This window comes from Noviherbaspirillum sp. (genome assembly GCF_035254685.1).
Classification (GTDB): Bacteria; Pseudomonadota; Gammaproteobacteria; order Burkholderiales; family Burkholderiaceae_D; genus Noviherbaspirillum.
Genome location: NZ_DATFAI010000025.1, coordinates 88,107 through 112,729, shown reverse-complemented (window position 1 = coordinate 112,729; position 24,623 = coordinate 88,107). Strand labels below are relative to the sequence as shown.

Genomic DNA, 24,623 nt, shown 5'->3' with positions numbered 1-24,623 from the left:
GCGCGGCTCGCTCTGTGAACGCCGAAAGCGAGCCGGATCTCCACCCGCATTCACTTGCGCTCGATCACGACTTCGAGATACTCGCCGGGCAACACCAGCGTGCCATCGCCCGAACGGTTCCCTCTGTCCATGAGAGCAAGCAGATCCTGCGTGAAGGCGGCCTGCTTCGCGCCATCGAGCGCAGCGTAAGTCTTGTTCATCGGTCCGTAATAGGTGCGAAACACTTCGATCCAGTGCGCGGGCGAGCGATAGCGAAAAACGAAGTCGCGGCTGGTGGTGCGGATTTCGTTTGCAGCATCGCCGAAGAGTTCCTGCAACCTCGCTTTGGTGCCCCACAGTGCAGCCGATTTCACACCGGCCGGAGGCGGAACGTACTTGCCGATGGTCTTGAACAGCTGCCCGATGAAACCGTCGGGCGTCCAGTTGGCCATGCCTATTTTTCCGCCCGGCATGCAGACGCGGGCCAGCTCGGCCGCAGCCTTTTCCTGGTCCGGGGTGAACATCACGCCAAAGGTGGACATCACCGCGTCAAATGATGCATCGGGGAACGGCAGGTTCTCGGCGTCAGCCTCCTCGAATCGGATCGTGTGGCCTTCCGCCTGTGCGCGAACCTTGGCGGATTCCAGCAGCGCGGGAACGTAATCGGCGGCAGTGACGTCACACCAGCGGCGCGCTGCTGCCAGGGACGCATTGCCATTGCCGGCTGCGACATCAAGCACGGACATGCCTGAGCGGAGGTCGAGCGCCTCGCACAAATTCTCACCCACGATCTGCAATGTGGTGCCGACGACAGCGTAGTTGCCGGTGGACCAGGCGGCTTGCTGGCGGTGTTTCACCGCGGCGAGATCCGTGGTGGGCGGCGAAGTGGAAATGACTGCGGACATGGCGATTCTCCTCGAATATTCCGCATCAGGGTGCGGAGGACGATAATGAAATGGACGCGTCGCCTCCGGCCAGCCTGTGGCCATTGACGGACCGGCGATTGGAGTGCGACGGAATGCAGTATCGGCCTGCGCTCTTCTTTGTTGAATGCTCCGGCCTCCGGCTTTCTTGCCCGGGACGCCGGATTTGCGGGGAAGACTGAAATGGATGCCCTCTCTGAGGTGTTGCGCGTGGTGCAGCTCAACGGCGCGGTCTTTCTCAACGCCGAATTCACTGCACCCTGGTGCGTGACCAGCAAGGCGGAAAACGAGCTCTGTGCAATGTATCTCCCGGAGCCAGGCCGGGTATTGTCGTATCACCTCATCACAGGCGGGTCCTGCTGGGTGAGTCTCGCTGGCAATGAAAATTCCGCAATCCGTGTCGAGGCCGGCGAGCTGCTGGTGGTGCCGCAGGGGGAACTGCATGTATTGGGGAGCGAACTGACGACGAATCCGGTGCCGTCCGGGCCGCTCCTGAGCAATTACCTGCAGGCGCATCCGGGAGAGGTGATGGCTGTCAACTATGGCGGCGGTGGCTTGCCTACCCGCATGGTGTGCGGCTTCATTGCATGCGATGCCGGGTTGAGCAATCCCCTGCTCGCGTCACTTCCGCGCCTGTTCAAGGTCGACGTGGGGCAAGGCATCGAGTCGGCGTGGCTCGCTTCCGCCCTCAGCTTTGCTGCGGCCGAAGCCGCTGACCCGCGAACGGGCACGACCAGCGTGCTCGCCAAGCTGTCCGAACTCCTGTTCGTGCATGCCATACGGCGCTACATCGATACCCTGCCGGAAAGCGAAAAAGGATGGCTTGCCGCAGTACGCGACCGTTACGTCGGACGCGCGCTGTCGCACCTGCATGCGCGCCCCGCGCATCCCTGGACGGTCGAGGAGCTCGCGGGCCATATCGGGCTGTCGCGCTCGGCCTTCGCGCAGCGATTCACCGATCTGCTCGGGCAACCACCCATGCAGTACCTGGCACATTGGCGCTTGTGCCTGGCTGCTCGCCTGCTCAGTGGTGGCAGACCGTTGGCGGAAGTGGCCGGCACGGTCGGCTATGATTCCGAGGCTGCATTCAGCCGTGCATTCAAGCGCGAGTTCGGGCATCCGCCAGGGAGCTGGCGCACGATCCAGGCATCCTCGCGCATGCCGCGCAGCACAGCATCCTGAGGATTGCCACGACGTTCGACAAGCGCAGGGCACGCATTCGGCATCCGCTCCACCCTGCCCTTGTGTCGAATGGCTTGCCTGTCCTAACGTATGAAAAGCAGAGTGGCAACTACTGCAACGCCGACGCCAAGCGCCGCGACTGCGACCAACAGCAGACGCGCACGCTTCTGCAACGCGCTGACCGCCTGGACGAGCTGTGAATTCTGTTCCGCCAGCGCCTTGATCAGGTCGGCCGATGAAATCAATTCCTGCTTGAGTTCGGCAATCTCGGATTCGAGCGCCGATACGCGCGATTCCATGCTTGTCGCGGTCGGTTGTGAACTCTTGGTTACCGCATTCCACAGCTTCCTGGAACCATCAATGATCGAAGGCGCATTGCGAACGACGTCATCCCATGGGATCAGTTTCAACGCTGTCAAATAGCTAATGGCCACTTTTGCCTCTCTGATAAATCGTTGTCGCACAACGTTACCATAACCGGCTCTGCATCAAAGGCGCTACGTACGTGATGCCACGTACTCCGCTTTACGTAGTTGCACGCTTGCCGGCAAGGGCGACGCATCGAATACTTCCAGCCAGCGCAGCGCTCGTGCTGTGCCTATCAATCAATACAACAATCAGGGAGGGATGACATGAGACTATTCAAGGCATTGGGATTTGCTCTGCTGATGCTTGCCGCCAGCATCGCTGCAGCAGCAGAACGCGGGTCCGCCGACGAGGCAATGGCCATGGTGAAAAAGGCCGTCGCTTACATGAAAGATGTCGGCAAGGATAAGGCATTCGCCGAATTCGGCAACACGGCCAATACGCAGTTCCATGACCGCGATCTTTATATTTTTGTCTACGACATGCACGGCAACAATGTCGCGCATGGCAACAATCCGAAGATGGTCGGCAAGAATCTGCTCGAGATGAAGGACAACGATGGGAAGTACATCATCAAGGGCTTCATCGATGTGACGAAGGCCAAGGGCAAGGGCTGGGTCGACTACAAATGGCCGAATCCCGTCACCAAGGCAGTCGAATCGAAATCGAGCTATGTCGAGAAGGTGGATGACCTGATCGTTGGAGCGGGCATCTACAAATAAACGATCGGTGGGTTTGCTGGCCCTACGACATGAATGAGGCCGGATGCGATGACGTTTCACATCGCATCCGGCCTCATTGCATCACGGGCAATTCAGCCCAGCGTCTTGAGATCGGAATCGACCTTTTCAAGCGCTTCATCGGTGATCAGGCCACCGGAGAAACCGGCCACCACCTTCAGCGGGAAGCCGCGGCCCATCGCAATTTGAGGGTGGGTCGAAATGCCGGGCAGATGCTTTTCGAGAACGGACTTGCTCGCATCGTTGTCGAGCAGGTCGCCGAGCGTGGAGTTGATGGAAAGCGACGACATGGATGGTTTCTCCTGAAAGTTTGGGCAGCGCCGGGGCGCGCTCGGTTAACGAACCGCAAGTAGATCATATTGGAGTTGGACTTGGCTTGAAACCTGGTCGAGGCTTTCCTCTAATTGACCACGTGGCCGTTCCGACAATCAAAACGACATGGACCACCAGGCTCGCCGGTTCATGATGTCTGGCAAGCGCGCAACGTTCCGCATGCCAACATGCATCACTGCCCCAACCCGTACGTGTTGCGCGATCTTGCGTGATCAGCAACCCGGTCGTTGAAAACTTCTTCGTGCGCGCTCGACCTTGGCGCGGATCACGCAGTCCTCGGCATGATCGTTGATCAGGCCCATCGCCTGCATGAAGGCATACATGGTGGTGGGCCCGACAAACTTCCAGCCCAGCTTTTTCAGGTCTTTCGAGAGTGCCACCGATTCCGCCGACGTGGAAGCCGTCTGCGGTTCCGCTCGATGTTCTTCGTGCGGTTCGTAGCGCCAGACGAAGGCAGCCAGCGAGCCCTCCCGTTTGACCAGTTCCTGCGCCCGCGCAGCATTGTTGATCACGGCTTCGATCTTGCCGCGATGGCGGATGATTCCCTGGTCCTGGAGCAGGCGCTCGACGTCGCGCTGCGTGAAGCGGGCGATCCTGTCGAAATCGAAATCGTGGAACGCCGCGCGGAAGTTGTCGCGCTTGACGAGAATCGTGCGCCAGCTCAGGCCAGACTGAAAACCTTCCAGGCTCAGCTTCTCGAACAGGCGACGATCATCGCTGACGGGGTAGCCCCATTCCGTATCATGGTAGGGAAGGAACTCGGGCACGCTGGCGCACCAGCTGCAGCGCGATTTGCCGTCAGGGCCGGCGATTGTCATGCTCATGCGTACTCCTTCTTTTGAAACGGAGGCTACCGCGGGCGGCGTCTAGCCCGCGAATGGTGTCCGGAGATGATAGCCGCTCTTCTCGCGCCGCCGGGCGAGCAGGTGCACCATGGCCAGGCCGGCCTCGAACGAATCGACATGCGTGATCCGGCTCCCTCGCAGGTTGTTGTGCTTGCCTGCCCAGGAGCGCGTCACGCTCCACTGGTCGAACAGGTCACGGTCGAGGGCGATGCTGTAGGTGCGGCTTTCCGAGGCGAAATCGAGGCGGACAGGCTGGGGAATGGAGCGGGTGACGGCGTCCGTCGGGTCAATCATTTCTTCGGCTCTTCGGCGGGTGGTTCGATGGAATGCTGTGCAGGTGTTTATTGTACGCAAGCATGCGTACTTGTGGGACGGAGAAGCTAGACGCGCATCAATCCGTTTTGCGGCCGGCGTCGCACAATGGTCGGTGCACATGCTGCGCGTTGAAATTCAACTTCCGGATGGGGGTTCACCATGGACAAGGCAAACAGGGAGTTTATCCAGGACATCATCGACAACGGGAAGGACCTGACGCTGGCCACGATCCGGCCGGACGGCTATCCGCAGGCGACCACGGTCAGCTACGCGAACGACGGGCTGACGATTTACGTCGGGATCGGCAAGGACAGCCAGAAGGCGAACAACATCCGGCATTGCGAAAAGGTGTCGCTGACCATCAACGCGGAATACAAGGACTGGAATCACATCAAGGGCTTGTCGATGGGCGCGACGGCGCAGCTCCTGGAGGACCAGAACGAAATACGGCGCGCCACGGAGTGCATGGTCAAGCGCTATCCGCAGGTGACGGAATGGGCGCAGCCCGGCGAGAACATGGATATCGTGATGCTGAAGATTACGCCGAAGGTGATTTCAGTGCTCGACTACGAAAAGGGCTTCGGGCATACCGAGCTGGTGTCGATGTGAAGTGAGCGCAGGCGAAAGGCAAAGAAAAAGGGGTCACGCTGCATGAACGTGACCCCTTTTTGCATCTGGTGCGGCTGGCAGGAATCGAACCCACGACCCCTTGGTTCGTAGCCAAGTACTCTATCCAGCTGAGCTACAGCCGCAAGGGGCGCAAGTTTAACACGGTATCCGGTTTTGTGGAATCTTTTGCGGCGAAACGGATTCCACCCCTACTGTTCACTTCCCGCTTTCACTCATAAGGCCAATGGTGGTGATGCTGCGCCCACTGCTTGGCCTTCACAATCGCGATCCGGATTGCCATCCCCTCTTCCATGCCCTCCGCGAGCAAGGCGTTGGCGATCTCGATCGCCTTGCGCCGCGCATGTTCCGGCAGATGGTTCATCGATTTCGGGTAATAGTCTTCCGACCAGGGCATGTCATCCTCCCGCTGTGGCATCGCCAGCGTAGCCTTGCTGAGGAAAAACCGGAATGATCCAGGACAAGCAGCCGGCCGAACGTGGCTGCAGCCCGATTTGCCATGGCTTTGAGGCCTCTCAATCGCACCTTCAAACGGTGACCTAGTGTGTATCGAACGCAGATTAAGGGAGCAGAAGAACGAGCAGTTTGAAGGAGATGATGATGGACATCGAGCAAAACAAGGCCTTGGTCTCGCGCGGCTACCAGTTGTTCCAGAGCGGGAATATCGATGACCTGCTTCAGTTGTTTGCGGACGATATCGAATGGACCGGCATGGAGGTCGAGAACGTGCCGTTCTCGCGCGACTACCATGGCAGGCAGGACGTGGGGCAATTCTTCGCCGAGCTGAACCAGGCGCAGGAAGCGCAGCGTTTCGAGCCGCAGGACATGATCGCGGAAGGCGACAAGGTCGTGGTCCGCGGATACGCCCAATGGAATGTGCGCTCGACCGGCAAGACGTACTCGTATCCGTGGGTACATTGCTTCACCCTGCGCGACGGCAAGGTGGCACGCTTCGAACAGTACTTCGATACCGCGGCCACACGCGACGCCTTCATGCCGGCCGGCATGGGCGCGATGGCTGGCGCCGCTGCGACCACCGGAGCGGGAACGGTGCCGATTCAATGATCCGGCGCGTGCAGGGCAGGGCAGCCTCGCCTGCCCTGCCCTGCACGCATACTGCCGAGGCATAGTCGTTTCGATAACACTCGATAAATACCGACAAGGCGCCGCCTCCCCCCAATCTTGCCCGCCTGTTTCATTCCTTGCCGCCCTGCCCTTTGTTTGCGCTAGTTGCTGGTTTAGTGCCGTTTTCCATGATTTCATTCATGCAGGCAACACCAGAAAAGGCACACCATGGCAAGCATCCTGATCGTCTATTCAACCGTCGATGGCCAGACGCTGAAGATCTGCGGACGGCTGCAGCAGGTGATCGCGCAGCAGGGCCACCAAGCGGCACTCGTTGCGGTGGACGGCCAGCCGGACGAGGTCCTGGCAAAGTTCGACAAGGTCGTTATCGGAGCGAGCATCCGTTACGGGAAGCATCGCCCGCAAGTCTATGACTTCATCGAGCGCAACCGGCAGGCGCTGGAGAGCAGGCCGAGCGCTTTTTTCTCCGTCAATGTGGTGGCGCGCAAGCCGGAGAAGAACCGGCCGGAGACCAATCCCTACATCCGGCAATTCAGGAAAATCACTTCCTGGCGCCCCCGCGAAGTCGGCGTTTTTGCCGGCAAGATCAATTACCCGATCTACGGTTTCCGCGACCGGCAGATCATCCGGCTGATCATGTGGCTGACCAAAGGCCCGACCGATCCGCATGCCGTGGTCGAATTCACGGACTGGGACGAGGTGGAGGTATTCGGGCGACGCATCTGCGCCATGTGAGCCGTCCACACTCCATCAATTGCCATAACGGCAAGCAAATACCATACATGCCCCATGGCTATTTGACTTATGTCAAGGAAATGCCGCCGGGCAATTCCTATGCTTGGGCCTTGCAGTGCCCGTCCCGACCGCCTTTGCCATAGTGGGACCGGGATGGTTCAGAAAGACAATCAACAAAGTTACGCGCTACGCAATCGTCAGCGAACGCTGCCCGGTGCCCGGGCAGCATCCGTGAGTTGGGGAAGCAGGAAGTCGCGTGCAGTATCCAGCGGCGAAGGAACGTCCGCATCACACGGGGGAAGTATGGGTTCGCGTATTGCCAACATGAAAATCTGGGTGCAGTTGCTGCTGACGATCGGCGTCGCGCTGCTCGTTGTCTGGTCCGGCGTGATCGTCTGGCAGGACCATGTGTATCGCGAGGCGGCGGTCGAGCAGGCCGGCGATTTCTCGCGCAGCATGTACGACATGACCATGGCCGGACTGACCGGCATGATGGTCACCGGCACCGTCAACCAGCGCGAAGTGTTCCTCGACCAGATCAGCCAGCTCGGCACGCTGCGCGACGTGCGCGTGATTCGCGGCGAGGCGGTCAACAAGCTGTTTCCGCCCAGCGGCAAGGATCTCGCCGATCCCGATGAACTCGAACGCCAGGTCCTGCAGAGCGGGAAGGAAATCGTTCGCGTCGAATCCGACGGCAAGGGGGAATACCTGCGTGCGGTGCGCCCTGCCCTCGCCAAAAAGAATTCACTCGGCAAGGATTGCACCCTGTGCCACCAGGTACAGGAAAACACAGTGCTGGGCGTAGTCAGCATGAAGGTTTCGCTCGACCAGGCCAACGCGGGCATTGCGCGCCAGCGCATGAAGTCGATCCTCGCGGCCCTGTTCACCTGCATTCCGGTGCTGCTCCTGATCTACCCGTTCATCCGCAAGGTCGTGACGCTGCCGCTGGAAAAGGGCGTGAAGGCGGCACGCGCCATTGCCACCGGCGACCTGACGCAACGCATCGACGTCTGTTCCACCAACGAGATCGGCACGCTGCTGCAGGCGCTGAAGGACATGAACGAGAGCCTGGTGCGCATGGTGCGCGAAGTGCGCCAGGGCAGCGATGCGATCTACAGCGCATCGAGCGATATTGCCAGCGGCAACGCAGACCTCTCCCAGCGCACCGAAGCGCAGGCCGGTTCGCTGGAAACGACCGCCTCCTCGATGGAAGAACTCACCGGCACGGTCAAGCAGAATTCCGACAATGCCCGTGAAGCGAGCACGCTTGCGGCCAGCGCATCCGAGGTCGCGGCAAAGGGCGGCACAGCAGTGGCGCGCGTGATCGACACCATGGAATCGATCAACGATTCCTCCAGGAAGATCTTCGACATCATCAGCGTGATTGACGGCATCGCCTTCCAGACCAATATCCTCGCGCTGAATGCGGCCGTGGAAGCGGCGCGCGCCGGCGAACAGGGCAAGGGCTTTGCGGTGGTGGCGACGGAAGTGCGCAACCTGGCGCAGCGCTCCGCAGCCGCGGCCAAGGAGATCAAGACGCTGATCGGCGCCTCGGTCGACCAGGTACGCTCCGGCACGACGCTGGTGCATGAAGCCGGTGCGACGATGCGCGAGGTGGTGGACAGCATCAAGCATGTCACCACCATCATGAGCGATATCGCCGCGGCCAGCGCAGAGCAGACTGCCGGCATCGAGCAGGTCAACCTGGCGATCATCCAGATGGACAATGCCACGCAGCAGAACGCGGCGCTGGTGGAAGAAGCAGCCGCCGCATCGCAGTCGCTGCAGGACCAGGCGGGCCACCTGGAAGAGATCGTTGGTGTGTTCAAGCTGGAGACCATGCCGACTACGCCGGCAATCGCGCAGGCGCCATCTGCTGCCGTCCGGCAGGCACTGCCCACAGGGGCAACAGAGAGGCCGATGCTGACTGTCATTCCCGGCAAGCGCGCCTGAGCGCCGTGCCTCTCATTTGCCCAGCGGGGGCACGCATCGAACCCGGCAAACGCGGCTGCTGACAAGGCCGCGGAGAAACTTCTGCTGTCCTCGCTGGCGCTCCGCCGATACCTCCCGGTGACATCGTGAAGCTATAATCAGGCCAACTCTTTTCCACGAGGTTAGCCGTGCCCAAGCGTTTGTCCGTGTTACATCAATACCTCCTGCCCAAGCAGGCGCTGACCACTCTTGCCGGCCGCGTTGCGCGGTCGCAAGACGAGCGCTTCACGCCGCAGCTGATCCGCTGGTTCGCCAAGCGCTACGGCGTGAACATGGCGGAAGCGCTCAATCCGGACCTGGCGAGCTACACGAGCTTCAACGATTTCTTCACGCGCGCCTTGTGCGAGGGAGCGCGTCCGCTGGCCGGGTCGGATTTTGTCTGTCCTGTTGATGGCGCGATCAGCCAGTGCGGCGCGATCGAGCATGACAAGATCATCCAGGCCAAGGGCCATCGCTATTCCACCACCGCGCTGGTCGGCGGCGACAGCAGCCTCGCGGCACAGTTCGACCACGGCAGCTTCGCCACGCTCTACCTCAGCCCGCGCGATTACCATCGCATCCACATGCCCTGCGACGGCAGGCTGACGCGCATGATCTACGTGCCGGGGTCGCTCTTCTCCGTCAATCCGGCGACCGCACGCGGCGTGCCGGGCCTGTTCGCACGCAATGAGCGCGTGGTGTGCGTGTTCGATTCATCGTTCGGGCCCTTCGTGCTGGTGCTGGTCGGCGCGACCATCGTCGGCAGCATGGCGACCGTGTGGTACGGCGTGGTGAATCCACCGCGCTCGCGCACCGTGCGCGAGTGGCATTATGACGATCAAAACATCGTGCTGAAGAAAGGCGAGGAGATGGGCCGCTTCCTGCTCGGCTCGACCGTGGTCCTGCTGTTTCCGCGCGGCGTGATGGAGTTCAATCCCGACTGGTCGCCGGGACGGGCGATCCGCATGGGCGAAGCGATGGGACGCAAGCAGGACGTGGCGGCCACGCGGTAAATTTGCTTGATGCCGCGACATGGCCGCTCCGATCTTCCAGGAATGCCGATGACGCACCAATCCATCCTCGAGTTTTCTCTTTCCGGGCGCGGCACCCGCAACATCACCCAGGCCGTCGCGCAAGTCGTCGCTGCCTCCGGCATGCAGACCGGCATTGCGCACATCTTCGTGCAGCACACGAGCTGCTCGCTGACCATCACCGAGAACGCCGATCCCGACGTGAGGCGCGATCTCGACACCATTCTCTCCCGCATCGCACCTGATGGCGATCCGGCATATCGCCATGACCTCGAGGGCGCGGACGACATGGCGGCACATGCGCGCAGCGTGCTGACCGGCACCAGCATCAACGTGCCGTTCGGCGCCGGGCGGCTTCTGCTTGGCACCTGGCAGGGTCTCTATCTCTGGGAGCATCGCACCGGCGCGCAGGTGCGCCGCGTGGTGGTCACGCTGATCGGGGAATGAGCGCATCGCAACGCTTCGTGCGGCGCGCCTTCATCTGCTTAGGGCCTGTCCAGGAATAAATTGCACATTTTTCTCGGCCATGACGGGCGCACCGCGGCGTTGTTCGCTGCTTGCAGTGCCCGCACTGCGGCGCAACGAACGCCTTGCATTGCATCCCGTCACGCTCGGCAAAATGCACAATTTATTCCTGGACAGGCCCTTAGACATGACCAATCCGGCCTGTTATGATTAATTGCACTGCGGAAATAAAACCGCGCGTCATTTCATTATCAGGACAAGAGGAACGCCATGAACATCGAGGAAGCAGTGGTCAAGGATGGAGAACTGCGGGCGAAGCTGCTGGCGGCGATCGCCGGCAAGTATCAACTCGACGCCAAGGCCATGGCAAAAGTCGATGCGTGCATGCTCGGCAACTGGCTGCACGGCGAAGCCGAGCGCAAGTTCCCGTTCGTGAAAAGCTACCGTCCCTGCGTCGATGCGCATACCGCTTTCCATGCCGAAGTAGAGAAGGTGGTGCGCCAGATCAATCTCGGCGAATACGAACAGGCAGAAGCGATGCTGGCCAGCGGCACGCCCTGCGCCAAGGCCTTCGTCACGCTGGTGACCGCGCTGAAGCAGTTGAAGAAGGACGCGCGTCTGTAGGACTGCGCAGCAGCCACCCGGCTGCAAGCAGTGCTCCAGCACGCCCCGATGTGCGGTTTCGGCCGGACGCTGGACGGCGATGACTTCGGCAAAAACCACACATCGAGATGAGACAAACCACTACTTCGCCGTGATCGTGTACAGCTTCTTCACGTCCCGCACATAGCGCCTGGTTTCCCTGAACGGCGGCACCCCCTTGTACTTGCGCACATTGCCCGGCCCGGCGTTGTAGGCCGCGAGCACTTCATCCACCGTCGTGTGATTGGCGATCAGGTACTTCAGGTACGCAGTGCCCACATCGATATTGGTGCGGGGGTCATACAGGTATTTCGTGTTGCGCACGCCGACGAAGCGCGCCGTTTCCGGCGTGACCTGCATCAGCCCGCGTGCGTGCCGCCTTGAGGTGGCGGCGGGATTGTATCCGGACTCCTTCTGGATCACGGCATGGATCAGGCTGCTCGGCACACCATGGCGGGCGGAGGCGTCCAGCACCATCTGGTGGTAAGGCTTCTCATCGCACGCATGGCATCCGGCATTGGTCATGATCTGATCGATGGTGAGGATGTAATCCGGTTCTTCGATCACGTCGTGCAAAGATAAGGCGGTCCTGCCCCGCTTATGCTTCAGGGGCAGCGGATCGATGCCGAATGTGGACCACTCGCGCAGTATGTCGCGGCTCGTGGTCCGGACATGTCTCGGCCGAGCGTTGGCACTGCTTGCGGCGTAGGTTGCCGCCACGGCTTGCCGCTCTGCCTCCGCCGGCGAAAGGTCGGGCGTGCTGCTGCATGCGCACAGCAGCAGCGCAACGCCTGCGGCGGCAATGGTTGTTCCGGTTGTTGCCGCAGTCCCGCGCCTGCTGCCGGCGCGGTCACGTTCTCGATCAAGATGGCTGAACCTCATGTTTCCCTCACGCTGCAGTGCCGCTGTAAAACGCGGCGCGTCGTCCCGATGACGGGCGTGAGAGAAGCGGTGTTGAAGACGAAGCCTTGTGATCCGGCAGAAGAAGGCTGCGTCAGGCGATGACAGGCATGAAGATCGGTTCTTCCCTGCTCATGTACTCCGGCAGCCCTGCTGTCTTAGGTAATTCACACCCGTAGACCAGAAGCTTTGCGTCTCCGCCTTTCAACGGATTTGCCCATATCGGTTTGATTGATGGTGCAGGCTTGCAGGTGCGCGCGGCGAATGCCATACAACCCTGCAAGCGATGCCTCCGACCCGAGCATAGCGGCTTTGCATGCAAACGGGAAATCAATCGCACCGATACGATATGAAAGTTTTAATTCCGGCGGTGCTTCCGTTGTGCCGATGCTACCGATGTTAACTGGCTGGCATATCAAAGAAGCATGACTGAATGTGCGCGACGAGGCGTAGGCGCTTTTTAAATCGCATGGTTTATCATTGCCCACTACCCTGCGAAGAAACCGACGGAAGAACTGCGGGTGCAGTTGATGCAGGATGACGAACAGGAGAAGGTGCAGCAGATGGGCAACCTGAACGAACTCGGCGCGCTCGGCCTGGCGCTCCCTACCCCGGCCTACCTGTTCGGCGCCATTCTTTTCGGCATCATCGGCCTGGCCGCCTACCGCTACGGAAAAAAAACGTCGCGTCCCACTTCCAAATGGCTGGGCGTCGGCCTGATGGTGTATCCCTATGCGGTAACGCAGACCTGGGTCCTCTACCTCGTCGGCATCGGCCTGTGCATTGGCCTGTACGCTTTCCGCGAGTAAAGACGCGCTGCTTCCCCGCCTCTGTTCCGCCCATTTGACGCACTTCAAGCAAACCGCGCGGAAAGATACTAACGTGGAGATACAAGAACAGCTTCAGGTACCTGTGTGGCCATGAAGTCAAGGGAGAATGCGTTCGAAGCAAGGAGCAAGAACATGAACGAACTCATCCAGCTTCTGATGGACAAGACCGGACTGCCGGAAGACAAGGCGAAGCTGGCCGTCGATACGGTCGTCGGATTCCTCAAAGAAAGAATGCCGGAACAGATGGCATCGCAACTCGACAGCTTCGCCAGCGGCGATATGGCCGTGCCGCCCGGCATGCTGAGCAAACTGGGCTCGAGCATTGGCCATATGTTCGGCGGCAAGACGTAACAGACCCGCAGCGGACCCGATGCAGGTTCACTTCACCTCGGGTCCGAGGTTCACCAGCTCCTTGCGGATCTCCCGCAGCTTCTTTTTCACGATCGCCGCATTGTCGTTCCCGATGCGCAGCATCAGCTTGTGTCCGGCCGACAGCGACTCCAGCTCCGGGTCGACGAAGCGGTAATAGACGTGCGGCTGGACCAGCGCGATTTTGCCCTCGCTTTGCGGCGCATCCAGCATGTGGTCGATGACCGCGACGAGGCGATCATTGAAATAGCCCTTCGGATACCCGAGGTCGCGATAGGCCTGCTGGAACAGCGGATAGAGCCTGACGTAGGCCGCGGCAAACACCTTCGCATCCACCATGTTGGCAAGGCGAATGAAAGGCGCATAGCGCTCGTAGTTGGCCGTCGACAGCGTGAGCGTCGCACCTTCGTCGGAGGTACGCAGCTTGCCCTCGACCGTCCGGGTCGGCATCAACTGCGCAGACACGACCTTGCGCGGGAGACTGTCGATGGTGACGACGATGCGGCGAACGACTTCCTGCGGCACGAAGAACTGCTTCACTGCCTTCTTGCCGAACAGGTCGGCAAGCGCGTCGCGCGCGACCGCATCGCTCTCCGCCAGCGGCGGCAACGGCTTCTGCGCCTGTTCGGGCACGGGGTACTGGATCGCTGGTTCCGCAGCGGCGGCTGGTGGTGGCGGAGGCGGTACGGTTGCCGCGTCCGGAAGCGGTGGCGCGGGTTGATAGGTCGGCCCCTGTTTCCAAAGGTAAAAGGCAAAGCCCGCCAGTCCCAGCAGGATAACGGCCAGCAATGGGCGCAGCATCTTTTTCATCAATCGTCTCCTCGCTTCTGCAGCGACGCCGGCGCACGCATGGCGCGTGTCCGTGCCGCTGCATTAAAATGCGGCACTGCATCCTTGCTTGATGGGTGCCTTCCATTAGCCTACACCACGCCAGCTTTTCGTACACGACGAGAGACAACCATGCAAAAGAACAAACGCCCCATATCCACCGTCTCCACCGCCCGGTCCGAGTCCTCGTCCGAGCATGAAGATGGCCTGGCACACCGGCTGGCGATGCTTGCCGCAGACCTTGCAGCGCGCGAGGACCGTGTGGCGAACAGGGAGGAGCTCGATACCGCGGAAGCCGAGTGTGTCCGCGTCATTCGCAAGTGCCTGCACCAGAAGAAGGACGATGTGCTGCATGAAGCGCTCGACTATGCGCTGGACGAAGACGTCGATGCATATCGCCTCCTGAAGGAGCGCATCGAAGACGCCGCCGAGAATGTGGTGTTCCGCCGCGAGGACGGGCCGGAACTCGAAGTGAATGCCTTTGTCGTGCCACTGTTCGCCCGCACCCTCGGCGGCCTGCGCGCGGACCAGTGCTTCCAGGATGAAGAAGCCTTCGACCTGCTGCGCGAGAGCTTCCTGCAGGCGCAACTGGAAAGCCCCGATGCGAAGCTGGTCCTCGTCAGCCATGCCTACCATCCGGATGAACTGGGACGAATCGGCTACAGCCAGGTGCAGGCCATGGTGCGCGAAGCCTATGAGGCCATGACGCGCAAGAAGGCGCCCGCCGCTCCGGCGATCGGACAAAGCATGAGCGGCTGGCCGGAGAGCCATTTCGGGCCGGAGGACGTGGCGGTGGAATTGCGTTACCTGCTGGGCTTCACGCTGAAGCGGATGGATGACCGCTTCTATCAGGTGCCAAAAAACGAGGCAGCGGCCGATGCCTATTTCGAGAAGCGCGCCGCGCGCTTCCGGCAATGGGCCACGGACATCGTGCCGGTGGTGAAGCGTTGCCTGGTCACCGATGGCCGTGAGATCGATCTCGATTTCCTCTATCAGGACCTGTTCCACGGCGGCAAGGAGCGCGGCATCGCCGAATACGAGACATTGCAGTGGATGGCGGACCTGCACCACGAACTGGAAGCGCATGGCACGGATCCGGAAAGCGTGTGCGCGGTGGTGGGGCCGGCCGATGTCGAGGGAGAGACTGTGCTGCGGGTCAATCTGCATGCCGCTACGGGCGGCGCATTGATTTCCTCGTCGGACAGGCCGCTCGCGCTTGCCGGCGACCTGGCGAGCGAGATGGACGATGCCTGTGACGCGCTGATGTCGATGGGCCTGAAGTCACTCGACGTCGCAAAGCGCTTCGATGCTGAGGGCAATCCAGTCGATGTCCGCGCAAGGCACGGACAGCAAGGAAACCGGTGAAATTTTCCCGGTTTTCTGCGGAGGCGTGCCGCTATCGTGCCTCGCGTTGAAATCGGAAAACAATTTGATTTTTCTCACGCGCACCCATGGCAGGAAAGGTAATCTGAAAGCAACCTTCTTTTGTTGTACCGCAATGACCCGGCCTGCTTGAGCCGGATTCATACCAGGATTAACACAAGGAGAAGCAAGCATGAAAAAAGCAAGCCCTATCATCGCCCTCGCGATCAGTGCGCTGATTTCCTATCCGGTTTTCGCGCAAAGCAGTGCTCAGGGAACCACCTCCGGCAAGACCCGCGCCGAAGTCAAGGCCGAAACGGCGAAAGCCGGCAAGGCCGGTGAACTCAACAAGAACACCGAGTGCACCGACTCGCCGAATTGCGCCGCCGGCAAGACCCGCGCCCAAGTGAAGGCTGAAACGGCGAAAGCCGCCAAGGCCGGCGAACTCAACAAGAACATCGAGTGCGCCGACACTTCCTCCGGCGGATCGGGTACCCGAAGCCGTGCAGAAGTCCGCGCCGAAGCCAAGGAAGCCGTGAAATCCGGCGAGATGAACCGCAACATCGAATGCGGCCAGTATCCCGCGCAGCCCAAGAGCAAGAAATAAGGGGTTGCCGGCAGGCTGATCCACCTTGCGGACAACGGCGAGGCTGAACCGCGAAGCAGCGTTCGCGGCGTCCCGTCCTTGTTCCCTGCCGGCCGCGCAACAAGCTCGTCCCGGCATGACTTGTGCCGGCGAGAGCTTCGTTTCCCCGCATGATCTCCATGCGAGACTGACGAAGCTTGCCCTCTCCTTGCCACGCGCCGCCGCCCGGCGGCGCGCGTTCTGGCTGCATCATCCTTCCTGTCGCTTCCCGCCCCTCCCTGCCGCGCTGGCAGTACAATGACCGTTCCCAACGGCATTTCCATTCGCTGCGACCATGACGACAACGCTCACCGGCATCGCATCCTGGACGGAGTTCCTGACCGCCCGCGAGGTTCCTGTGCTGCGCCAGACCGCCCATGCCATCACGCAGGCGCGCGCACGGGCGGAACGCATCAACATCCGTGAAGTCGCCGACATCGTCCTGCACGATCCGCTGATGACCGCGCGCGTGCTGCGCTTCAGCGTGCGCCAGCGCGGCCGGCGCCAGCTGCAGGATATCTCGACAGTGGAACACGCGGTGATGATGCTGGGCGTCGAACCCTTCTTCCATCATTTCGTGCAATTCGAGGTGGTCGAAGAACAGCTTGCCGCGCATCCGCAGGCCCTGCTCGGCCTGCTGCATGTCATCCGGCGGGCGCAGCGCGCGGCACGCTACGCGCTGGACTGGGCTACCTGGCGCTGTGACCTGAACAGTGAAGAAGTGGCGGTGGCCGCCCTGCTGCACGACCTGGCGGAAATGCTGATCTGGTGCGTCGCGCCGCGCCAGGCACTGGAGGTGGCCGCGCTGCGCAAATCGCATCCGGCGATGCGGACCGCCGACGCCTACGAAGCGGTGCTGCATTTCCCGCTCGAGGGCCTGCAGGCGGCGTTGTGCCGGACGTGGGAGCTGCCCGAACTGCTGCTGAACCTGATGGACGACTCGCACAGCGAGCGGCCGCGCGTCAAGAACGTGAAGCTGGCCGTGGACCTCGCGCGCCACTCTGCCAAGGGCTGGGACGACCCGGCGCTGCCGGATGACTTTCGCGCGATTGCCAGACTGATGAATATCGACGAGGAAACCCTGATGCTCAGGCTCGGGCTGAAGCACCCCGGCACAGGCCCCTCATCGGAGGGCGCGCCCGTGCCGCGCGGCTGATCCTCGTCTCCGGTTCAGAAGTACTTCTTCACCACTTCGCCGAACGCGTCCTCGACGGACTTGCCCTGTTTCATCAACTGGGTGATTTCCTCGGTGTATTCGGAAATCCTCGGCGGCAGCGACGCGCGGTTGTTCCTGAAATACTCATAGCGTTGCGCGGCGAACTGCTCCTCGAGCTTCGCCGCGCTGACGCGCGTGCCTCCGCTGCCGGCTCGCACCACGCGCGGCCCGCGCGCAGTCGCAGGGCGCGATGCGGCGCCGATGCCGGAAATCGCCGCTTTCACCTGATCCATCGTGAAGGGCTGGGTGACGTTGACGCCTTCAAATTCATCGCCTTCCGGCCTGAACAGATGATGGTTGCGGTCGAAGGCCATCGCCTTACCGAAACTGTTCACCACCTGGTAATTCGGTTCGGCTCCGACGCTGACGAGGGAAAACTGCACACGGTCCCCGTACTCGCCCATTTTTTCCATGACGCCTTTGAGATAGTCGACTGGAAGGGTGTCAAAACTGCCGTTCCAGCGCTTGCTTCGTGATGTGACCAATGTATATGCCTTCAAAAAAAGTTGCTGATGACCATGCGCTGCATCCCCCCGGATGCCGCCACAAAAAGAGGTCGAGGGCGAATTATCGCCCAACCTGGACAAAATGGCTTTGATCCTGTCGTGCCGGGCTTGTTCTTGTGCAGGAAAATCCGTGGTCGCCGTCGCCGTACTAGGCGTTTCCATTCCGGTCGGAAAAACGTTCCGCGAAAGGAGCGGCAAGCTTCAGGTCCTGCACGAAGCGGGCATAGGCGCTGGCGCGTGCGTCGTCCGGCACACGCAACAGGTAGGAAGGGTGCACGGTGACCAGGATCTGCATTTCGCCGGCAAAGGCACTCAGGTGGCCGCGATTGGCTTCGATCGGCGTGGCGCGGCCGAGCAGCGCGCGGGCGGCCGTCGCTCCCATGGCGACGACCAGCGCCGGCGCGACCAGTTGCAGTTCACGCTCCAGCCATTGATGGCAGGCGGCGATCTCGCCCTCGCCGGGTTTCTTGTGCATGCGGCGCTTGCCGCGCGGCTCCCACTTGAAATGCTTGACCGCATTGGTGACGTACACCATGTCACGCTCGATCCCGGCCTCTTGCAGCGCACGATCGAGCAATCGCCCCGCCGGTCCGACAAAGGGATGGCCGCTACGATCCTCTTGATCGCCAGGCTGTTCGCCGACGAGCATGATGCGCGCATGCTCCGGTCCTTCGCCAAACACGGTCTGTGTCGCGTTGGCCCACAAGGGACAGGCCTGGCAATCCTGGGCCTCCTCACGGACTTCTTCCAGGCTGACGGGGCCCGGAGCCACATGCGGTGCTCGCGTGCGGGGCGCGCGCTTCGGCGGGGCGCGGTGCGCGATGGGTTGACGGGGAATGGTCATTGTTGTCGCAATCGGGATCACTCCATGTCAATGTGATGCCGTTGCGGAAAAATCGTTCAGGGCAAGTTCAAAGCGTGTTCATGGATTCGGCAATGAATCAATAAAAAGCGGCCATGCCTGACCGGGAGAAATCTCTCGGCCGCCGCTTTGAACCTGGGGGAAATACTGATGCTGATTAATGTGAGGCTGATCAACGCGAGGTCGGTGCTGCTCCCGCGCTTGGTGCCGGGGCGGGCGTTGCGCCGCCGGTCGGGCCGGTCGGCACAGGCTGTGCCGTGCAGGTGAACGCGCCGGCTCCGGCCGTTGTTCCTGTGCCGCCTGCCGTTGTGGTCTCTGAACAGAACACTACCAGCCTGGCCGCCGTATCGATGAACCAGGCCGATGCTCCCGTCGCTGTGCCGGTCGTCCCGCCCGTGGTGGAGCTTCCGGCATTGCCGGATGAGCCGACCAGCGGAATGAACGGTATCGAGCTTCCCGTTGTGGTCGGTGTAGGTGTCTGCGCGAAGGCAATCGATGCCGGAAGCGCGAGTGCAGCAATGAGGATAGATGCGTGTTTCATTTCATACTCCAGTTCGAGAATAGTGTGAGCCGGTCAGGCATTCACCTTAGTATGGATGGCACGCCGCCAAGCGCAATGCGCCGCACCCACAATTCAAACCGGATGGATACGTCTTTGGCGCGTCTCAATGAGCGCGCCGATGGACTGAACGGATCGCACCGCACGCAATCACTCTCCACGAATGTGTCTTCCTTCCCAGGAGAGGGAGGAGCAAGTTTGCTGCGCGTTCAGATCGATGTCGTGACGGGTTCCAACAATCATCAATACCGTCATGGCAAACCGGGAGGAGAATGGGATGATCGTCGTTCAGATTCACAGCGGCCTGGGCAACCAGCTCTTCATGTACGCGGCAGCGCGCGCCCTCGCCCGCAGGCACAACACGGCGCTCTATCTCGATGTCGATACGGATTGCAGGGAAGGACGCAACTTCGGTGAATATGTCGGGCATTCATTCCAGCTCGACAGATTCAATATCAAGGCCGACGTGCTCGGCATGTCTGCCATCAAGGAAGACGGGCCGGGCTCAGGCGTGGGCATCTACAGCACCCTCAAGGCACGCTTGCGCCAGATCACCATCCTGCGCAGCGCGGTACGGCTGCTGCGGTACCGTGGCGTCGACCTGTCGAAGGTCGCGCTCAGGCTCTCGGGCACCGACAAGCGCATGTTCACCGAAGAGCGCGGCGACTGGAAGTACAAGCCGAATTTTTTCGAACTGCCGGACGAAACCATCCTGCGCGGCTGCTTCCTCTCCTACCGCTATTTCGATTCCATGCGCGACGTCATTCTCGACGAACTGAAACTCAAGGTGCCGCTGTCTGCGCAAAGCAAGGCGATGGAACACAAGATACTCGCCACCGAGTCAGTCAGCCTGCACGTACGGCGCGGGGACGTCGTCTCCGTACCGGAGTACCGCAGCTGGTATGACGGCGTGCTGACCGAGCGCTACTACCGCAACGCCATCTCCTTCTTCGAACAAAAGCTGTCGCAGCCACACTTCTTCGTGTTCTCCGACGACATCGACTGGGTCAAGCACAACCTGCCGGTGCACGGCAAGGTCACCTACGTCGACCACAACGGCCCCGAGCGCGGCTATGAAGACCTGCACCTGATGAGCCGCTGCAAGTACAACGTGACGGCCGGCTTCAGCTCATTCAGCTGGTGGGCGGCGTATCTCAACACGCACCTCGAAAAAATCGTGGTCAGGACACGCCGCATGAACGCACTCGACCACCTGAACCATCCTGAGGATTTCTTTCCGGAGGGGTGGGTTATCGTGGAGTCCTAGGTCAACCGCAAAAATATTCTTGTCCACGAAAAACACGAAAGACACGAAAAATTCTTTTGCCTATTTCGTGTTTTTCGTGTCTTTCGTGGACAAAAAAGCTCTTCAGCTGCGCTCACCCGGCAGAACTGCCGGACGCCGCGCGTTTGCGCTGCCTCAGTTTGTTGACGATGCCTCCGAGATAGCGCGCTGTGCGGGATTCGGAGCGCTCGGCGTCATGCAATAGCCACTGCTTCATGGCGAGGATTTGGCCGTCGAGCGCTTTCCTGAGGATGCGGCGGCTGTGCATGACCGCATGCAGCGGGCTGCGGTAGATGTCGATGTGCCGGATATCATGTCGCTCCGCCTGCAGCCGGTACTTGTAGCCGTAGCGCCCCTGCAGCAGGTGGAAGCGTTTGCCGCCGCGGGCGATGCCCTCGCAGATGGTGTGGTAGTAGCACAGGATGCCGAGGCTGTAATCATTGAAGCGCGGGTCGTGCGCGATGATGTGCATGAAGTAGTTCTCGCCGATGCGAAAGCCGATCGCACCCGCGCAGACCTTTCCCTCCACCGTGGCGATGCCGACCAGGCCGCATTGTTTCGCCAGCTGCACAATCCATTGCGTCTCTGCCTCGGTATAGCGTGGCGCGATGTTCTTGCTTTCCATGCGGATGCAGCCGAGACGGATGATGTCGCGAATTTCCTGTTCGCTGATCTCGTCTGCGTCCTTGATGTGATAGGTATAGCTTGGAAAATCACGTTGCAAAGCACTGGTATAGCGCTTGATGTTGCGGCGCATGTTCTTGCCGACACGGGCATCATATTCCTGCACGGTGGCCGGCAATTCGATGATCATGTCCTCGGTGTGGTCCACTGCATGCCATGGATAAGGCAGGTTGCGGATGTCCGCCCTGGCGCGGTTGAAGGTGACACGCTTGAGTGAAGGGTTCAAATCGAACATGTGGCCGACGAAGCGGCGGATGTCATCTTCGTCGAGATGCACGAATTCGCTGACGACCGTGACGGCATTCTTCTCCCGCTGGTAGAGCAGGACGGTGGTGGGCGTTCCGCCCTTGCTGGCGATGTAAGTGCCCGCGCCGTAGAGCTGTCCCGTCAAGGCAAGCCAGGATGGCAGGCAATAAAGGTGGCCGTGCAGGCGCTCGATCTCCGCAGCGGCGAATACGGGCACTTCGCTTTCATGACAGGTAAAACTGTATTCGCCGGGTCGCGCGTGCCCGCTCGCGGCACGGCCGTCGATGTCCTTGGCGATGGATGACGCACCGCTGATGGTATTCATGAATGTCGACCTCCCTGTATCGAATGAAACACGAAAAACGCCACGATCACTTGTCGCTGCCCTGCGCAGGCGGCAGGCCGGCAACGACGGCATGCTCGCGCCGCAGCATGCGCGAGGCGACATTCTTGAGGTCGCGCAAACCATTCACGAGATGGAAGACCAGCGTGGAGGTGAAGCTGGAGTCGTCCTTGCGGCGCGCCTTGTTCAGTACCCAGCTGCGGAAGGAGTAGGTGTAGCCCTCGCGCGCGATGCGCAGTGCCATCGGCAGCAGGAGCAGCATGTGCAGGCGCGAACGGTACACCGCGAGATGGTCGAGGTCACGTTGCACGCCAAGCAGGCGGTACTTGTATTCGTACTGCCCCCACAGGAAGTGGTATTCATTGCCGTGCTGCGCGATGCATTCGCAGATCGTGAGATAACAGCACAGGGTGCCAAGCCCGTGATCGTCATACGCGGGGTTGTGCGCAACCACCTGCAGGAAGTAGTTGTCGCCGAATCGGTAATTGATCGTGCCGGCACAAACCCGTCCATCGATGGTGAGCACGCCGACGAAGCCGCGCAGCTTCAGGAGCGCGAGCATGCGACGCTCTTCTTCTTCGTCGATATAGGAAGTCTTGTTCCTGCCGGACATGCGCGCGCGGTTCAGGGCGATGATGTCGCGCACGTCCGCGTCGCGGATCTCGCTGTTGGCATAGGCGCGAAACTCGAACGACGGACAATCGCGCCGCAGCTTGTTGAGATAGCGCTTGACGTAGCTGCGCGTCGATTTCCCGAGGCGCGCCATGTACTCTTCCACCGAATGCGGCAGGGTGAGCACGATATCCGTGGTGGAATGGAACTGCTGATGCGGAAACGGAAAGCGCTGTATCTCGGTACGGACGACCGGAAAGGAAATGGCCTTCACCTCCCTGAACGTGGCGAAGATGTACCGCGCAAAACGCGCGATTTCACCTTCATCGAGCCACATCTGCTCGTTGAGCACGCAAGCCTTGCCATGCTCCAGCCGGAACAGCAGCGCGGTGGATGTCTTCCCGTCCCTGGCAGCAACATAGGCCATCGTATCGGCGGTCATTTGGCCGTAGACCTTCATTTGCAGGCTGGACGCATACCTGTGCTGATACAAGGCTTCCATGTCGGCCTCGACCGACGGCGGGATGGGGTCCCTGTAGATAGTGACGCTGGCGTTTTCCGCTTGCATGTCTCCTCCTCGGCTTATGGGTCGTTGTCGGTATCCTCGATGGCGCCGCTCCCCGTGACATGCCGGAATCTGCCCGGCCCGAAGCGCACAGGAAACACCTTGCCGCCCGCTTGCGCAGGGCGACAGCAATTTTGGTTCGCGCGGCGCCGCCAAATTCAACCGAGTGCAGCACTCGTTGAGTGCGCTCAAACGCGCCCGGTCATCCCGCGGCGCTCAGGGACAGGGTTTGCCCGGTCGATGGATGGACTTCAGCTCGGAAGTCAATGCGGACAAGTCCGGAAACAAGGTGAATTTCCTGATTCCAAGCGTGGTCAGTTCCTCGAAGAAGGCAGGAATGTCAGCGTTCCGGACGATCCAGCGGCGCAGCCATTCGTCGGCACCCTCGATACGGTTGATCGGTGTGCGGGAGGAATGGATCGTGAATGCGCCCTGCTGCAGCTGGATGCGCGGATCATGCTCGATCGCCATGGCAACGCCGACACTGTTGAGCTCGTCACGGTTCTTGAACGCAGGAACGATGAGCGGTTCGTAGGAAGAGGCGTCGAGCGGAAAGATCAGCGGCTCGAAACCTTGCGATTCATTCAGTTTCCTTCCATCCAGCGCCCAGATGCAGGCGTCGCGTCCCGGGCCTTGCAGGCGCGGGACGTAGTCGGGGTGGACGGAGAAGAAGGCTGCGGTCAACGGCGAATACGTCCAGTCGAGGAGTCGCGTGGGCAGGCCGTAATGCTGCATCAGCGCAAGCCAGCCGGGGTAATCGTCGCTGGAGGGGCAGGAATAGTGCCGGCTGCGGGCGCGCACGCGGAACTCATTGGTCAGGTAGCGCTCCTGTTGTGCCGTATAGCCGCGATGCACGCTCGGCGCAAGGTTCCAGCAGGCATCGGTCTGCCCGCGGAACAACCATTTCTGCTCGATGGGTGCGAGCGCCCGTACTTCGCGTGAAAGGTCTCCAACCGTCCTGATGGCAACTTCTCTGATCGGCATGATCGTGCGGCGTGCGTAACGTCAAGTGTTGACAGCAATGAGCGTGCAAGGGTTCAGCGGGGTGGCGGTAAAGAGCATGGCCGCGTGCAATCGCTTAGAATGCGGCCTTTTCTCACTACATCGCAGGTATGGCCATGACGCTCGACACCTTTCTCAAGCAGCTCCGGGAGAATCCGGATTCCATCAGTTTCGACGACACGATGACGGTGATCAACGCGAATTACGACTTCACGCCGGCGGCGTTCACCAATGGCAGCTTGCGCAACGAGGCCGGGCAGAATTCAGGTTCGTGCCGGCTGTTCGCCTTAGCGCAGCTCAACGGACTGTCGCAAGCGGAAACGCTCGCATGCTTCGGCGCCTATTATCGTGACGACGTGCTGAAGAACCCGGCAGGTACGGACCACCAGAACATCCGCAATTTCATGAAAACCGGCTGGGCTGGCGTGAAGTTTGAGAGCATGCCGCTGAAGGCGAAGTGAGGCGGGAGCTGCACCAAGCAGCAAGACAGATGTCCACGGAAAACACGGAAAGCACGGAAAACAACAACATGTAGAGGCTTTTGCGAACACGTCAAACGCCGTATGCAGAGCTATTTCCCCCCTTGCCA

30 protein-coding genes, 1 tRNA gene and 1 riboswitch are annotated in these 24,623 nt (G+C 60.8%); of the genes, 16 read left to right on the top strand and 15 right to left on the bottom strand.

Going from position 1 to position 24,623, the window contains the following annotated elements; all coding sequences use genetic code 11:
• Positions 1-50 precede the first annotated feature (50 nt).
• Positions 51-884, bottom strand: coding sequence for a class I SAM-dependent methyltransferase (locus VJ698_RS12395; RefSeq protein WP_324103074.1), 834 nt, complete (start codon positions 882-884; stop codon positions 51-53).
• Positions 885-1,085: 201 nt separating this feature from the next.
• Between VJ698_RS12395 and VJ698_RS12390 the strand changes: the two genes are divergently transcribed.
• On the top strand, positions 1,086-2,084 hold the full coding sequence (locus tag VJ698_RS12390; RefSeq protein ID WP_324103073.1) for an AraC family transcriptional regulator: 999 nt from the start codon (positions 1,086-1,088) through the stop codon (positions 2,082-2,084).
• An 83-nt stretch (positions 2,085-2,167) separates the two neighbouring features.
• Here VJ698_RS12390 and VJ698_RS12385 read toward each other — a convergent pair whose 3' ends face one another.
• On the bottom strand, positions 2,168-2,383 hold the full coding sequence (locus VJ698_RS12385) for a hypothetical protein (RefSeq protein ID WP_324103072.1): 216 nt from the start codon (positions 2,381-2,383) through the stop codon (positions 2,168-2,170).
• A 333-nt stretch (positions 2,384-2,716) separates the two neighbouring features.
• Here VJ698_RS12385 and VJ698_RS12380 point away from each other — a divergent pair, with 333 nt between their 5' ends.
• On the top strand, positions 2,717-3,172 hold the full coding sequence (locus VJ698_RS12380; protein WP_324103071.1) for a cache domain-containing protein: 456 nt from the start codon (positions 2,717-2,719) through the stop codon (positions 3,170-3,172).
• Between the two features lie 92 nt (positions 3,173-3,264).
• On the opposite strand, the gene VJ698_RS12375 is transcribed toward VJ698_RS12380, so the two are convergent.
• From VJ698_RS12375 to VJ698_RS12365, 3 genes are all read right to left on the bottom strand, one after another.
• Complete coding sequence (locus VJ698_RS12375) at positions 3,265-3,480, bottom strand: hypothetical protein (protein ID WP_324103070.1); 216 nt, start codon at positions 3,478-3,480, stop codon at positions 3,265-3,267.
• A 255-nt stretch (positions 3,481-3,735) separates the two neighbouring features.
• Complete coding sequence (locus VJ698_RS12370; protein WP_324103069.1) at positions 3,736-4,347, bottom strand: DNA-3-methyladenine glycosylase I; 612 nt, start codon at positions 4,345-4,347, stop codon at positions 3,736-3,738.
• A gap of 42 nt (positions 4,348-4,389) precedes the next feature.
• Positions 4,390-4,662: a hypothetical protein gene (locus tag VJ698_RS12365; RefSeq protein ID WP_324103068.1), complete on the bottom strand. Its 273-nt coding sequence runs from the start codon at positions 4,660-4,662 to the stop codon at positions 4,390-4,392.
• 180 nt (positions 4,663-4,842) lie between these two features.
• Between VJ698_RS12365 and VJ698_RS12360 the strand changes: the two genes are divergently transcribed.
• Positions 4,843-5,292, top strand: coding sequence for a pyridoxamine 5'-phosphate oxidase family protein (locus tag VJ698_RS12360; RefSeq protein ID WP_324103067.1), 450 nt, complete (start codon positions 4,843-4,845; stop codon positions 5,290-5,292).
• A 66-nt stretch (positions 5,293-5,358) separates the two neighbouring features.
• Here the strand turns inward: VJ698_RS12360 and VJ698_RS12355 are convergent.
• Both VJ698_RS12355 and VJ698_RS12350 read right to left on the bottom strand, forming a co-directional pair.
• Positions 5,359-5,435: transfer RNA gene (locus VJ698_RS12355), tRNA-Arg, on the bottom strand.
• An 86-nt stretch (positions 5,436-5,521) separates the two neighbouring features.
• On the bottom strand, positions 5,522-5,707 hold the full coding sequence (locus tag VJ698_RS12350) for a hypothetical protein (RefSeq protein WP_324103066.1): 186 nt from the start codon (positions 5,705-5,707) through the stop codon (positions 5,522-5,524).
• A 203-nt stretch (positions 5,708-5,910) separates the two neighbouring features.
• On the opposite strand from VJ698_RS12350, the gene VJ698_RS12345 reads away from it, so the two are divergent.
• From VJ698_RS12345 to VJ698_RS12320, 6 genes are all read left to right on the top strand, one after another.
• Positions 5,911-6,375 carry a nuclear transport factor 2 family protein gene (locus tag VJ698_RS12345; protein ID WP_324103065.1) on the top strand — a complete coding sequence of 155 codons (465 nt, stop codon included), beginning with the start codon at positions 5,911-5,913 and terminating at the stop codon, positions 6,373-6,375.
• Positions 6,376-6,603: 228 nt separating this feature from the next.
• Entirely contained in the window at positions 6,604-7,131 is a 528-nt protein-coding gene (gene hemG, locus VJ698_RS12340) for a menaquinone-dependent protoporphyrinogen IX dehydrogenase (protein ID WP_324103064.1), read from the top strand.
• Positions 7,132-7,434: 303 nt separating this feature from the next.
• Positions 7,435-9,084, top strand: coding sequence for a methyl-accepting chemotaxis protein (locus tag VJ698_RS12335; RefSeq protein ID WP_324103063.1), 1,650 nt, complete (start codon positions 7,435-7,437; stop codon positions 9,082-9,084).
• Between the two features lie 167 nt (positions 9,085-9,251).
• The gene (gene asd / locus VJ698_RS12330) at positions 9,252-10,115 is read left to right on the top strand and encodes an archaetidylserine decarboxylase (RefSeq protein ID WP_324103062.1); all 864 of its coding nucleotides are present in this window, start codon (positions 9,252-9,254) and stop codon (positions 10,113-10,115) included.
• A 48-nt stretch (positions 10,116-10,163) separates the two neighbouring features.
• The gene (locus VJ698_RS12325; RefSeq protein ID WP_324103061.1) at positions 10,164-10,580 is read left to right on the top strand and encodes a secondary thiamine-phosphate synthase enzyme YjbQ; all 417 of its coding nucleotides are present in this window, start codon (positions 10,164-10,166) and stop codon (positions 10,578-10,580) included.
• 288 nt (positions 10,581-10,868) lie between these two features.
• Positions 10,869-11,222, top strand: a complete 354-nt coding sequence (locus VJ698_RS12320) for a chemotaxis protein (protein WP_324103060.1) — start codon at positions 10,869-10,871, stop codon at positions 11,220-11,222.
• Positions 11,223-11,342: 120 nt separating this feature from the next.
• Here VJ698_RS12320 and VJ698_RS12315 read toward each other — a convergent pair whose 3' ends face one another.
• The gene (locus tag VJ698_RS12315) at positions 11,343-12,122 is read right to left on the bottom strand and encodes a lytic transglycosylase domain-containing protein (protein WP_324103059.1); all 780 of its coding nucleotides are present in this window, start codon (positions 12,120-12,122) and stop codon (positions 11,343-11,345) included.
• A gap of 158 nt (positions 12,123-12,280) precedes the next feature.
• Positions 12,281-12,368: riboswitch (cyclic di-GMP riboswitch) on the bottom strand.
• Between the two features lie 302 nt (positions 12,369-12,670).
• Here VJ698_RS12315 and VJ698_RS12310 point away from each other — a divergent pair.
• Both VJ698_RS12310 and VJ698_RS12305 read left to right on the top strand, forming a co-directional pair.
• Positions 12,671-12,949 carry a hypothetical protein gene (locus tag VJ698_RS12310; protein WP_324103058.1) on the top strand — a complete coding sequence of 93 codons (279 nt, stop codon included), beginning with the start codon at positions 12,671-12,673 and terminating at the stop codon, positions 12,947-12,949.
• Positions 12,950-13,102: 153 nt separating this feature from the next.
• Complete coding sequence (locus VJ698_RS12305; protein WP_324103057.1) at positions 13,103-13,321, top strand: hypothetical protein; 219 nt, start codon at positions 13,103-13,105, stop codon at positions 13,319-13,321.
• Between the two features lie 27 nt (positions 13,322-13,348).
• Here VJ698_RS12305 and VJ698_RS12300 read toward each other — a convergent pair whose 3' ends face one another.
• Positions 13,349-14,149 (bottom strand): DUF3014 domain-containing protein, encoded by an 801-nt coding sequence (locus VJ698_RS12300; protein ID WP_324103056.1) that lies wholly within the window; start codon positions 14,147-14,149, stop codon positions 13,349-13,351.
• A 150-nt stretch (positions 14,150-14,299) separates the two neighbouring features.
• Here VJ698_RS12300 and VJ698_RS12295 point away from each other — a divergent pair, with 150 nt between their 5' ends.
• From VJ698_RS12295 to VJ698_RS12285, 3 genes are all read left to right on the top strand, one after another.
• Positions 14,300-15,532: a DUF2863 family protein gene (locus VJ698_RS12295; RefSeq protein WP_324103055.1), complete on the top strand. Its 1,233-nt coding sequence runs from the start codon at positions 14,300-14,302 to the stop codon at positions 15,530-15,532.
• 190 nt (positions 15,533-15,722) lie between these two features.
• On the top strand, positions 15,723-16,136 hold the full coding sequence (locus VJ698_RS12290; RefSeq protein WP_324103054.1) for a DUF4148 domain-containing protein: 414 nt from the start codon (positions 15,723-15,725) through the stop codon (positions 16,134-16,136).
• A gap of 313 nt (positions 16,137-16,449) precedes the next feature.
• Positions 16,450-17,310 carry an HDOD domain-containing protein gene (locus VJ698_RS12285; RefSeq protein WP_324103053.1) on the top strand — a complete coding sequence of 287 codons (861 nt, stop codon included), beginning with the start codon at positions 16,450-16,452 and terminating at the stop codon, positions 17,308-17,310.
• A 14-nt stretch (positions 17,311-17,324) separates the two neighbouring features.
• On the opposite strand, the gene VJ698_RS12280 is transcribed toward VJ698_RS12285, so the two are convergent.
• The 3 genes from VJ698_RS12280 to VJ698_RS12270 form a co-directional block, all read right to left on the bottom strand.
• A complete protein-coding gene (locus VJ698_RS12280; RefSeq protein ID WP_324103052.1) occupies positions 17,325-17,855 on the bottom strand; it encodes a hypothetical protein in 531 nt (176 codons plus the stop codon).
• 169 nt (positions 17,856-18,024) lie between these two features.
• Positions 18,025-18,720, bottom strand: coding sequence for a UdgX family uracil-DNA binding protein (locus VJ698_RS12275; protein WP_324103051.1), 696 nt, complete (start codon positions 18,718-18,720; stop codon positions 18,025-18,027).
• Positions 18,721-18,910: 190 nt separating this feature from the next.
• Positions 18,911-19,279, bottom strand: a complete 369-nt coding sequence (locus tag VJ698_RS12270) for a hypothetical protein (RefSeq protein ID WP_324103050.1) — start codon at positions 19,277-19,279, stop codon at positions 18,911-18,913.
• Positions 19,280-19,574: 295 nt separating this feature from the next.
• Between VJ698_RS12270 and VJ698_RS12265 the strand changes: the two genes are divergently transcribed.
• Positions 19,575-20,564, top strand: coding sequence for an alpha-1,2-fucosyltransferase (locus VJ698_RS12265; RefSeq protein WP_324103049.1), 990 nt, complete (start codon positions 19,575-19,577; stop codon positions 20,562-20,564).
• Positions 20,565-20,676: 112 nt separating this feature from the next.
• On the opposite strand, the gene VJ698_RS12260 is transcribed toward VJ698_RS12265, so the two are convergent.
• The 3 genes from VJ698_RS12260 to VJ698_RS12250 form a co-directional block, all read right to left on the bottom strand.
• Positions 20,677-21,837, bottom strand: a complete 1,161-nt coding sequence (locus VJ698_RS12260) for a GNAT family N-acetyltransferase (RefSeq protein ID WP_324103048.1) — start codon at positions 21,835-21,837, stop codon at positions 20,677-20,679.
• 46 nt (positions 21,838-21,883) lie between these two features.
• Positions 21,884-23,035, bottom strand: a complete 1,152-nt coding sequence (locus VJ698_RS12255; RefSeq protein WP_324103047.1) for a GNAT family N-acetyltransferase — start codon at positions 23,033-23,035, stop codon at positions 21,884-21,886.
• A 213-nt stretch (positions 23,036-23,248) separates the two neighbouring features.
• On the bottom strand, positions 23,249-24,016 hold the full coding sequence (locus VJ698_RS12250; protein WP_324103046.1) for an FRG domain-containing protein: 768 nt from the start codon (positions 24,014-24,016) through the stop codon (positions 23,249-23,251).
• 134 nt (positions 24,017-24,150) lie between these two features.
• Between VJ698_RS12250 and VJ698_RS12245 the strand changes: the two genes are divergently transcribed.
• The gene (locus VJ698_RS12245; protein ID WP_324103045.1) at positions 24,151-24,495 is read left to right on the top strand and encodes a HopJ type III effector protein; all 345 of its coding nucleotides are present in this window, start codon (positions 24,151-24,153) and stop codon (positions 24,493-24,495) included.
• The last annotated feature ends 128 nt before the right edge of the window (positions 24,496-24,623 follow it).

Coding starts and splice junctions, on each gene's coding strand:
- VJ698_RS12300 (WP_324103056.1), bottom strand. CDS start 14,149: ATGAAAAAGATGCTGCGCCCATTGCTGGCCGTTATCCTGCTGGGACTG.
- VJ698_RS12390 (WP_324103073.1), top strand. CDS start 1,086: ATGGATGCCCTCTCTGAGGTGTTGCGCGTGGTGCAGCTCAACGGCGCG.
- VJ698_RS12360 (WP_324103067.1), top strand. CDS start 4,843: ATGGACAAGGCAAACAGGGAGTTTATCCAGGACATCATCGACAACGGG.
- VJ698_RS12380 (WP_324103071.1), top strand. CDS start 2,717: ATGAGACTATTCAAGGCATTGGGATTTGCTCTGCTGATGCTTGCCGCC.
- VJ698_RS12310 (WP_324103058.1), top strand. CDS start 12,671: ATGCAGGATGACGAACAGGAGAAGGTGCAGCAGATGGGCAACCTGAAC.
- VJ698_RS12275 (WP_324103051.1), bottom strand. CDS start 18,720: ATGACCATTCCCCGTCAACCCATCGCGCACCGCGCCCCGCCGAAGCGC.
- VJ698_RS12370 (WP_324103069.1), bottom strand. CDS start 4,347: ATGAGCATGACAATCGCCGGCCCTGACGGCAAATCGCGCTGCAGCTGG.
- VJ698_RS12305 (WP_324103057.1), top strand. CDS start 13,103: ATGAACGAACTCATCCAGCTTCTGATGGACAAGACCGGACTGCCGGAA.
- VJ698_RS12250 (WP_324103046.1), bottom strand. CDS start 24,016: ATGCCGATCAGAGAAGTTGCCATCAGGACGGTTGGAGACCTTTCACGC.
- VJ698_RS12315 (WP_324103059.1), bottom strand. CDS start 12,122: ATGAGGTTCAGCCATCTTGATCGAGAACGTGACCGCGCCGGCAGCAGG.
- VJ698_RS12295 (WP_324103055.1), top strand. CDS start 14,300: ATGCAAAAGAACAAACGCCCCATATCCACCGTCTCCACCGCCCGGTCC.
- VJ698_RS12265 (WP_324103049.1), top strand. CDS start 19,575: ATGATCGTCGTTCAGATTCACAGCGGCCTGGGCAACCAGCTCTTCATG.
- VJ698_RS12325 (WP_324103061.1), top strand. CDS start 10,164: ATGACGCACCAATCCATCCTCGAGTTTTCTCTTTCCGGGCGCGGCACC.
- VJ698_RS12350 (WP_324103066.1), bottom strand. CDS start 5,707: ATGCCCTGGTCGGAAGACTATTACCCGAAATCGATGAACCATCTGCCG.
- VJ698_RS12290 (WP_324103054.1), top strand. CDS start 15,723: ATGAAAAAAGCAAGCCCTATCATCGCCCTCGCGATCAGTGCGCTGATT.
- VJ698_RS12385 (WP_324103072.1), bottom strand. CDS start 2,383: ATGGAATCGCGCGTATCGGCGCTCGAATCCGAGATTGCCGAACTCAAG.
- VJ698_RS12365 (WP_324103068.1), bottom strand. CDS start 4,662: ATGATTGACCCGACGGACGCCGTCACCCGCTCCATTCCCCAGCCTGTC.
- VJ698_RS12245 (WP_324103045.1), top strand. CDS start 24,151: ATGACGCTCGACACCTTTCTCAAGCAGCTCCGGGAGAATCCGGATTCC.
- VJ698_RS12320 (WP_324103060.1), top strand. CDS start 10,869: ATGAACATCGAGGAAGCAGTGGTCAAGGATGGAGAACTGCGGGCGAAG.
- VJ698_RS12395 (WP_324103074.1), bottom strand. CDS start 884: ATGTCCGCAGTCATTTCCACTTCGCCGCCCACCACGGATCTCGCCGCG.
- VJ698_RS12345 (WP_324103065.1), top strand. CDS start 5,911: ATGGACATCGAGCAAAACAAGGCCTTGGTCTCGCGCGGCTACCAGTTG.
- VJ698_RS12335 (WP_324103063.1), top strand. CDS start 7,435: ATGGGTTCGCGTATTGCCAACATGAAAATCTGGGTGCAGTTGCTGCTG.
- hemG (WP_324103064.1), top strand. CDS start 6,604: ATGGCAAGCATCCTGATCGTCTATTCAACCGTCGATGGCCAGACGCTG.
- VJ698_RS12270 (WP_324103050.1), bottom strand. CDS start 19,279: ATGAAACACGCATCTATCCTCATTGCTGCACTCGCGCTTCCGGCATCG.
- VJ698_RS12255 (WP_324103047.1), bottom strand. CDS start 23,035: ATGCAAGCGGAAAACGCCAGCGTCACTATCTACAGGGACCCCATCCCG.
- VJ698_RS12260 (WP_324103048.1), bottom strand. CDS start 21,837: ATGAATACCATCAGCGGTGCGTCATCCATCGCCAAGGACATCGACGGC.
- VJ698_RS12285 (WP_324103053.1), top strand. CDS start 16,450: ATGACGACAACGCTCACCGGCATCGCATCCTGGACGGAGTTCCTGACC.
- VJ698_RS12375 (WP_324103070.1), bottom strand. CDS start 3,480: ATGTCGTCGCTTTCCATCAACTCCACGCTCGGCGACCTGCTCGACAAC.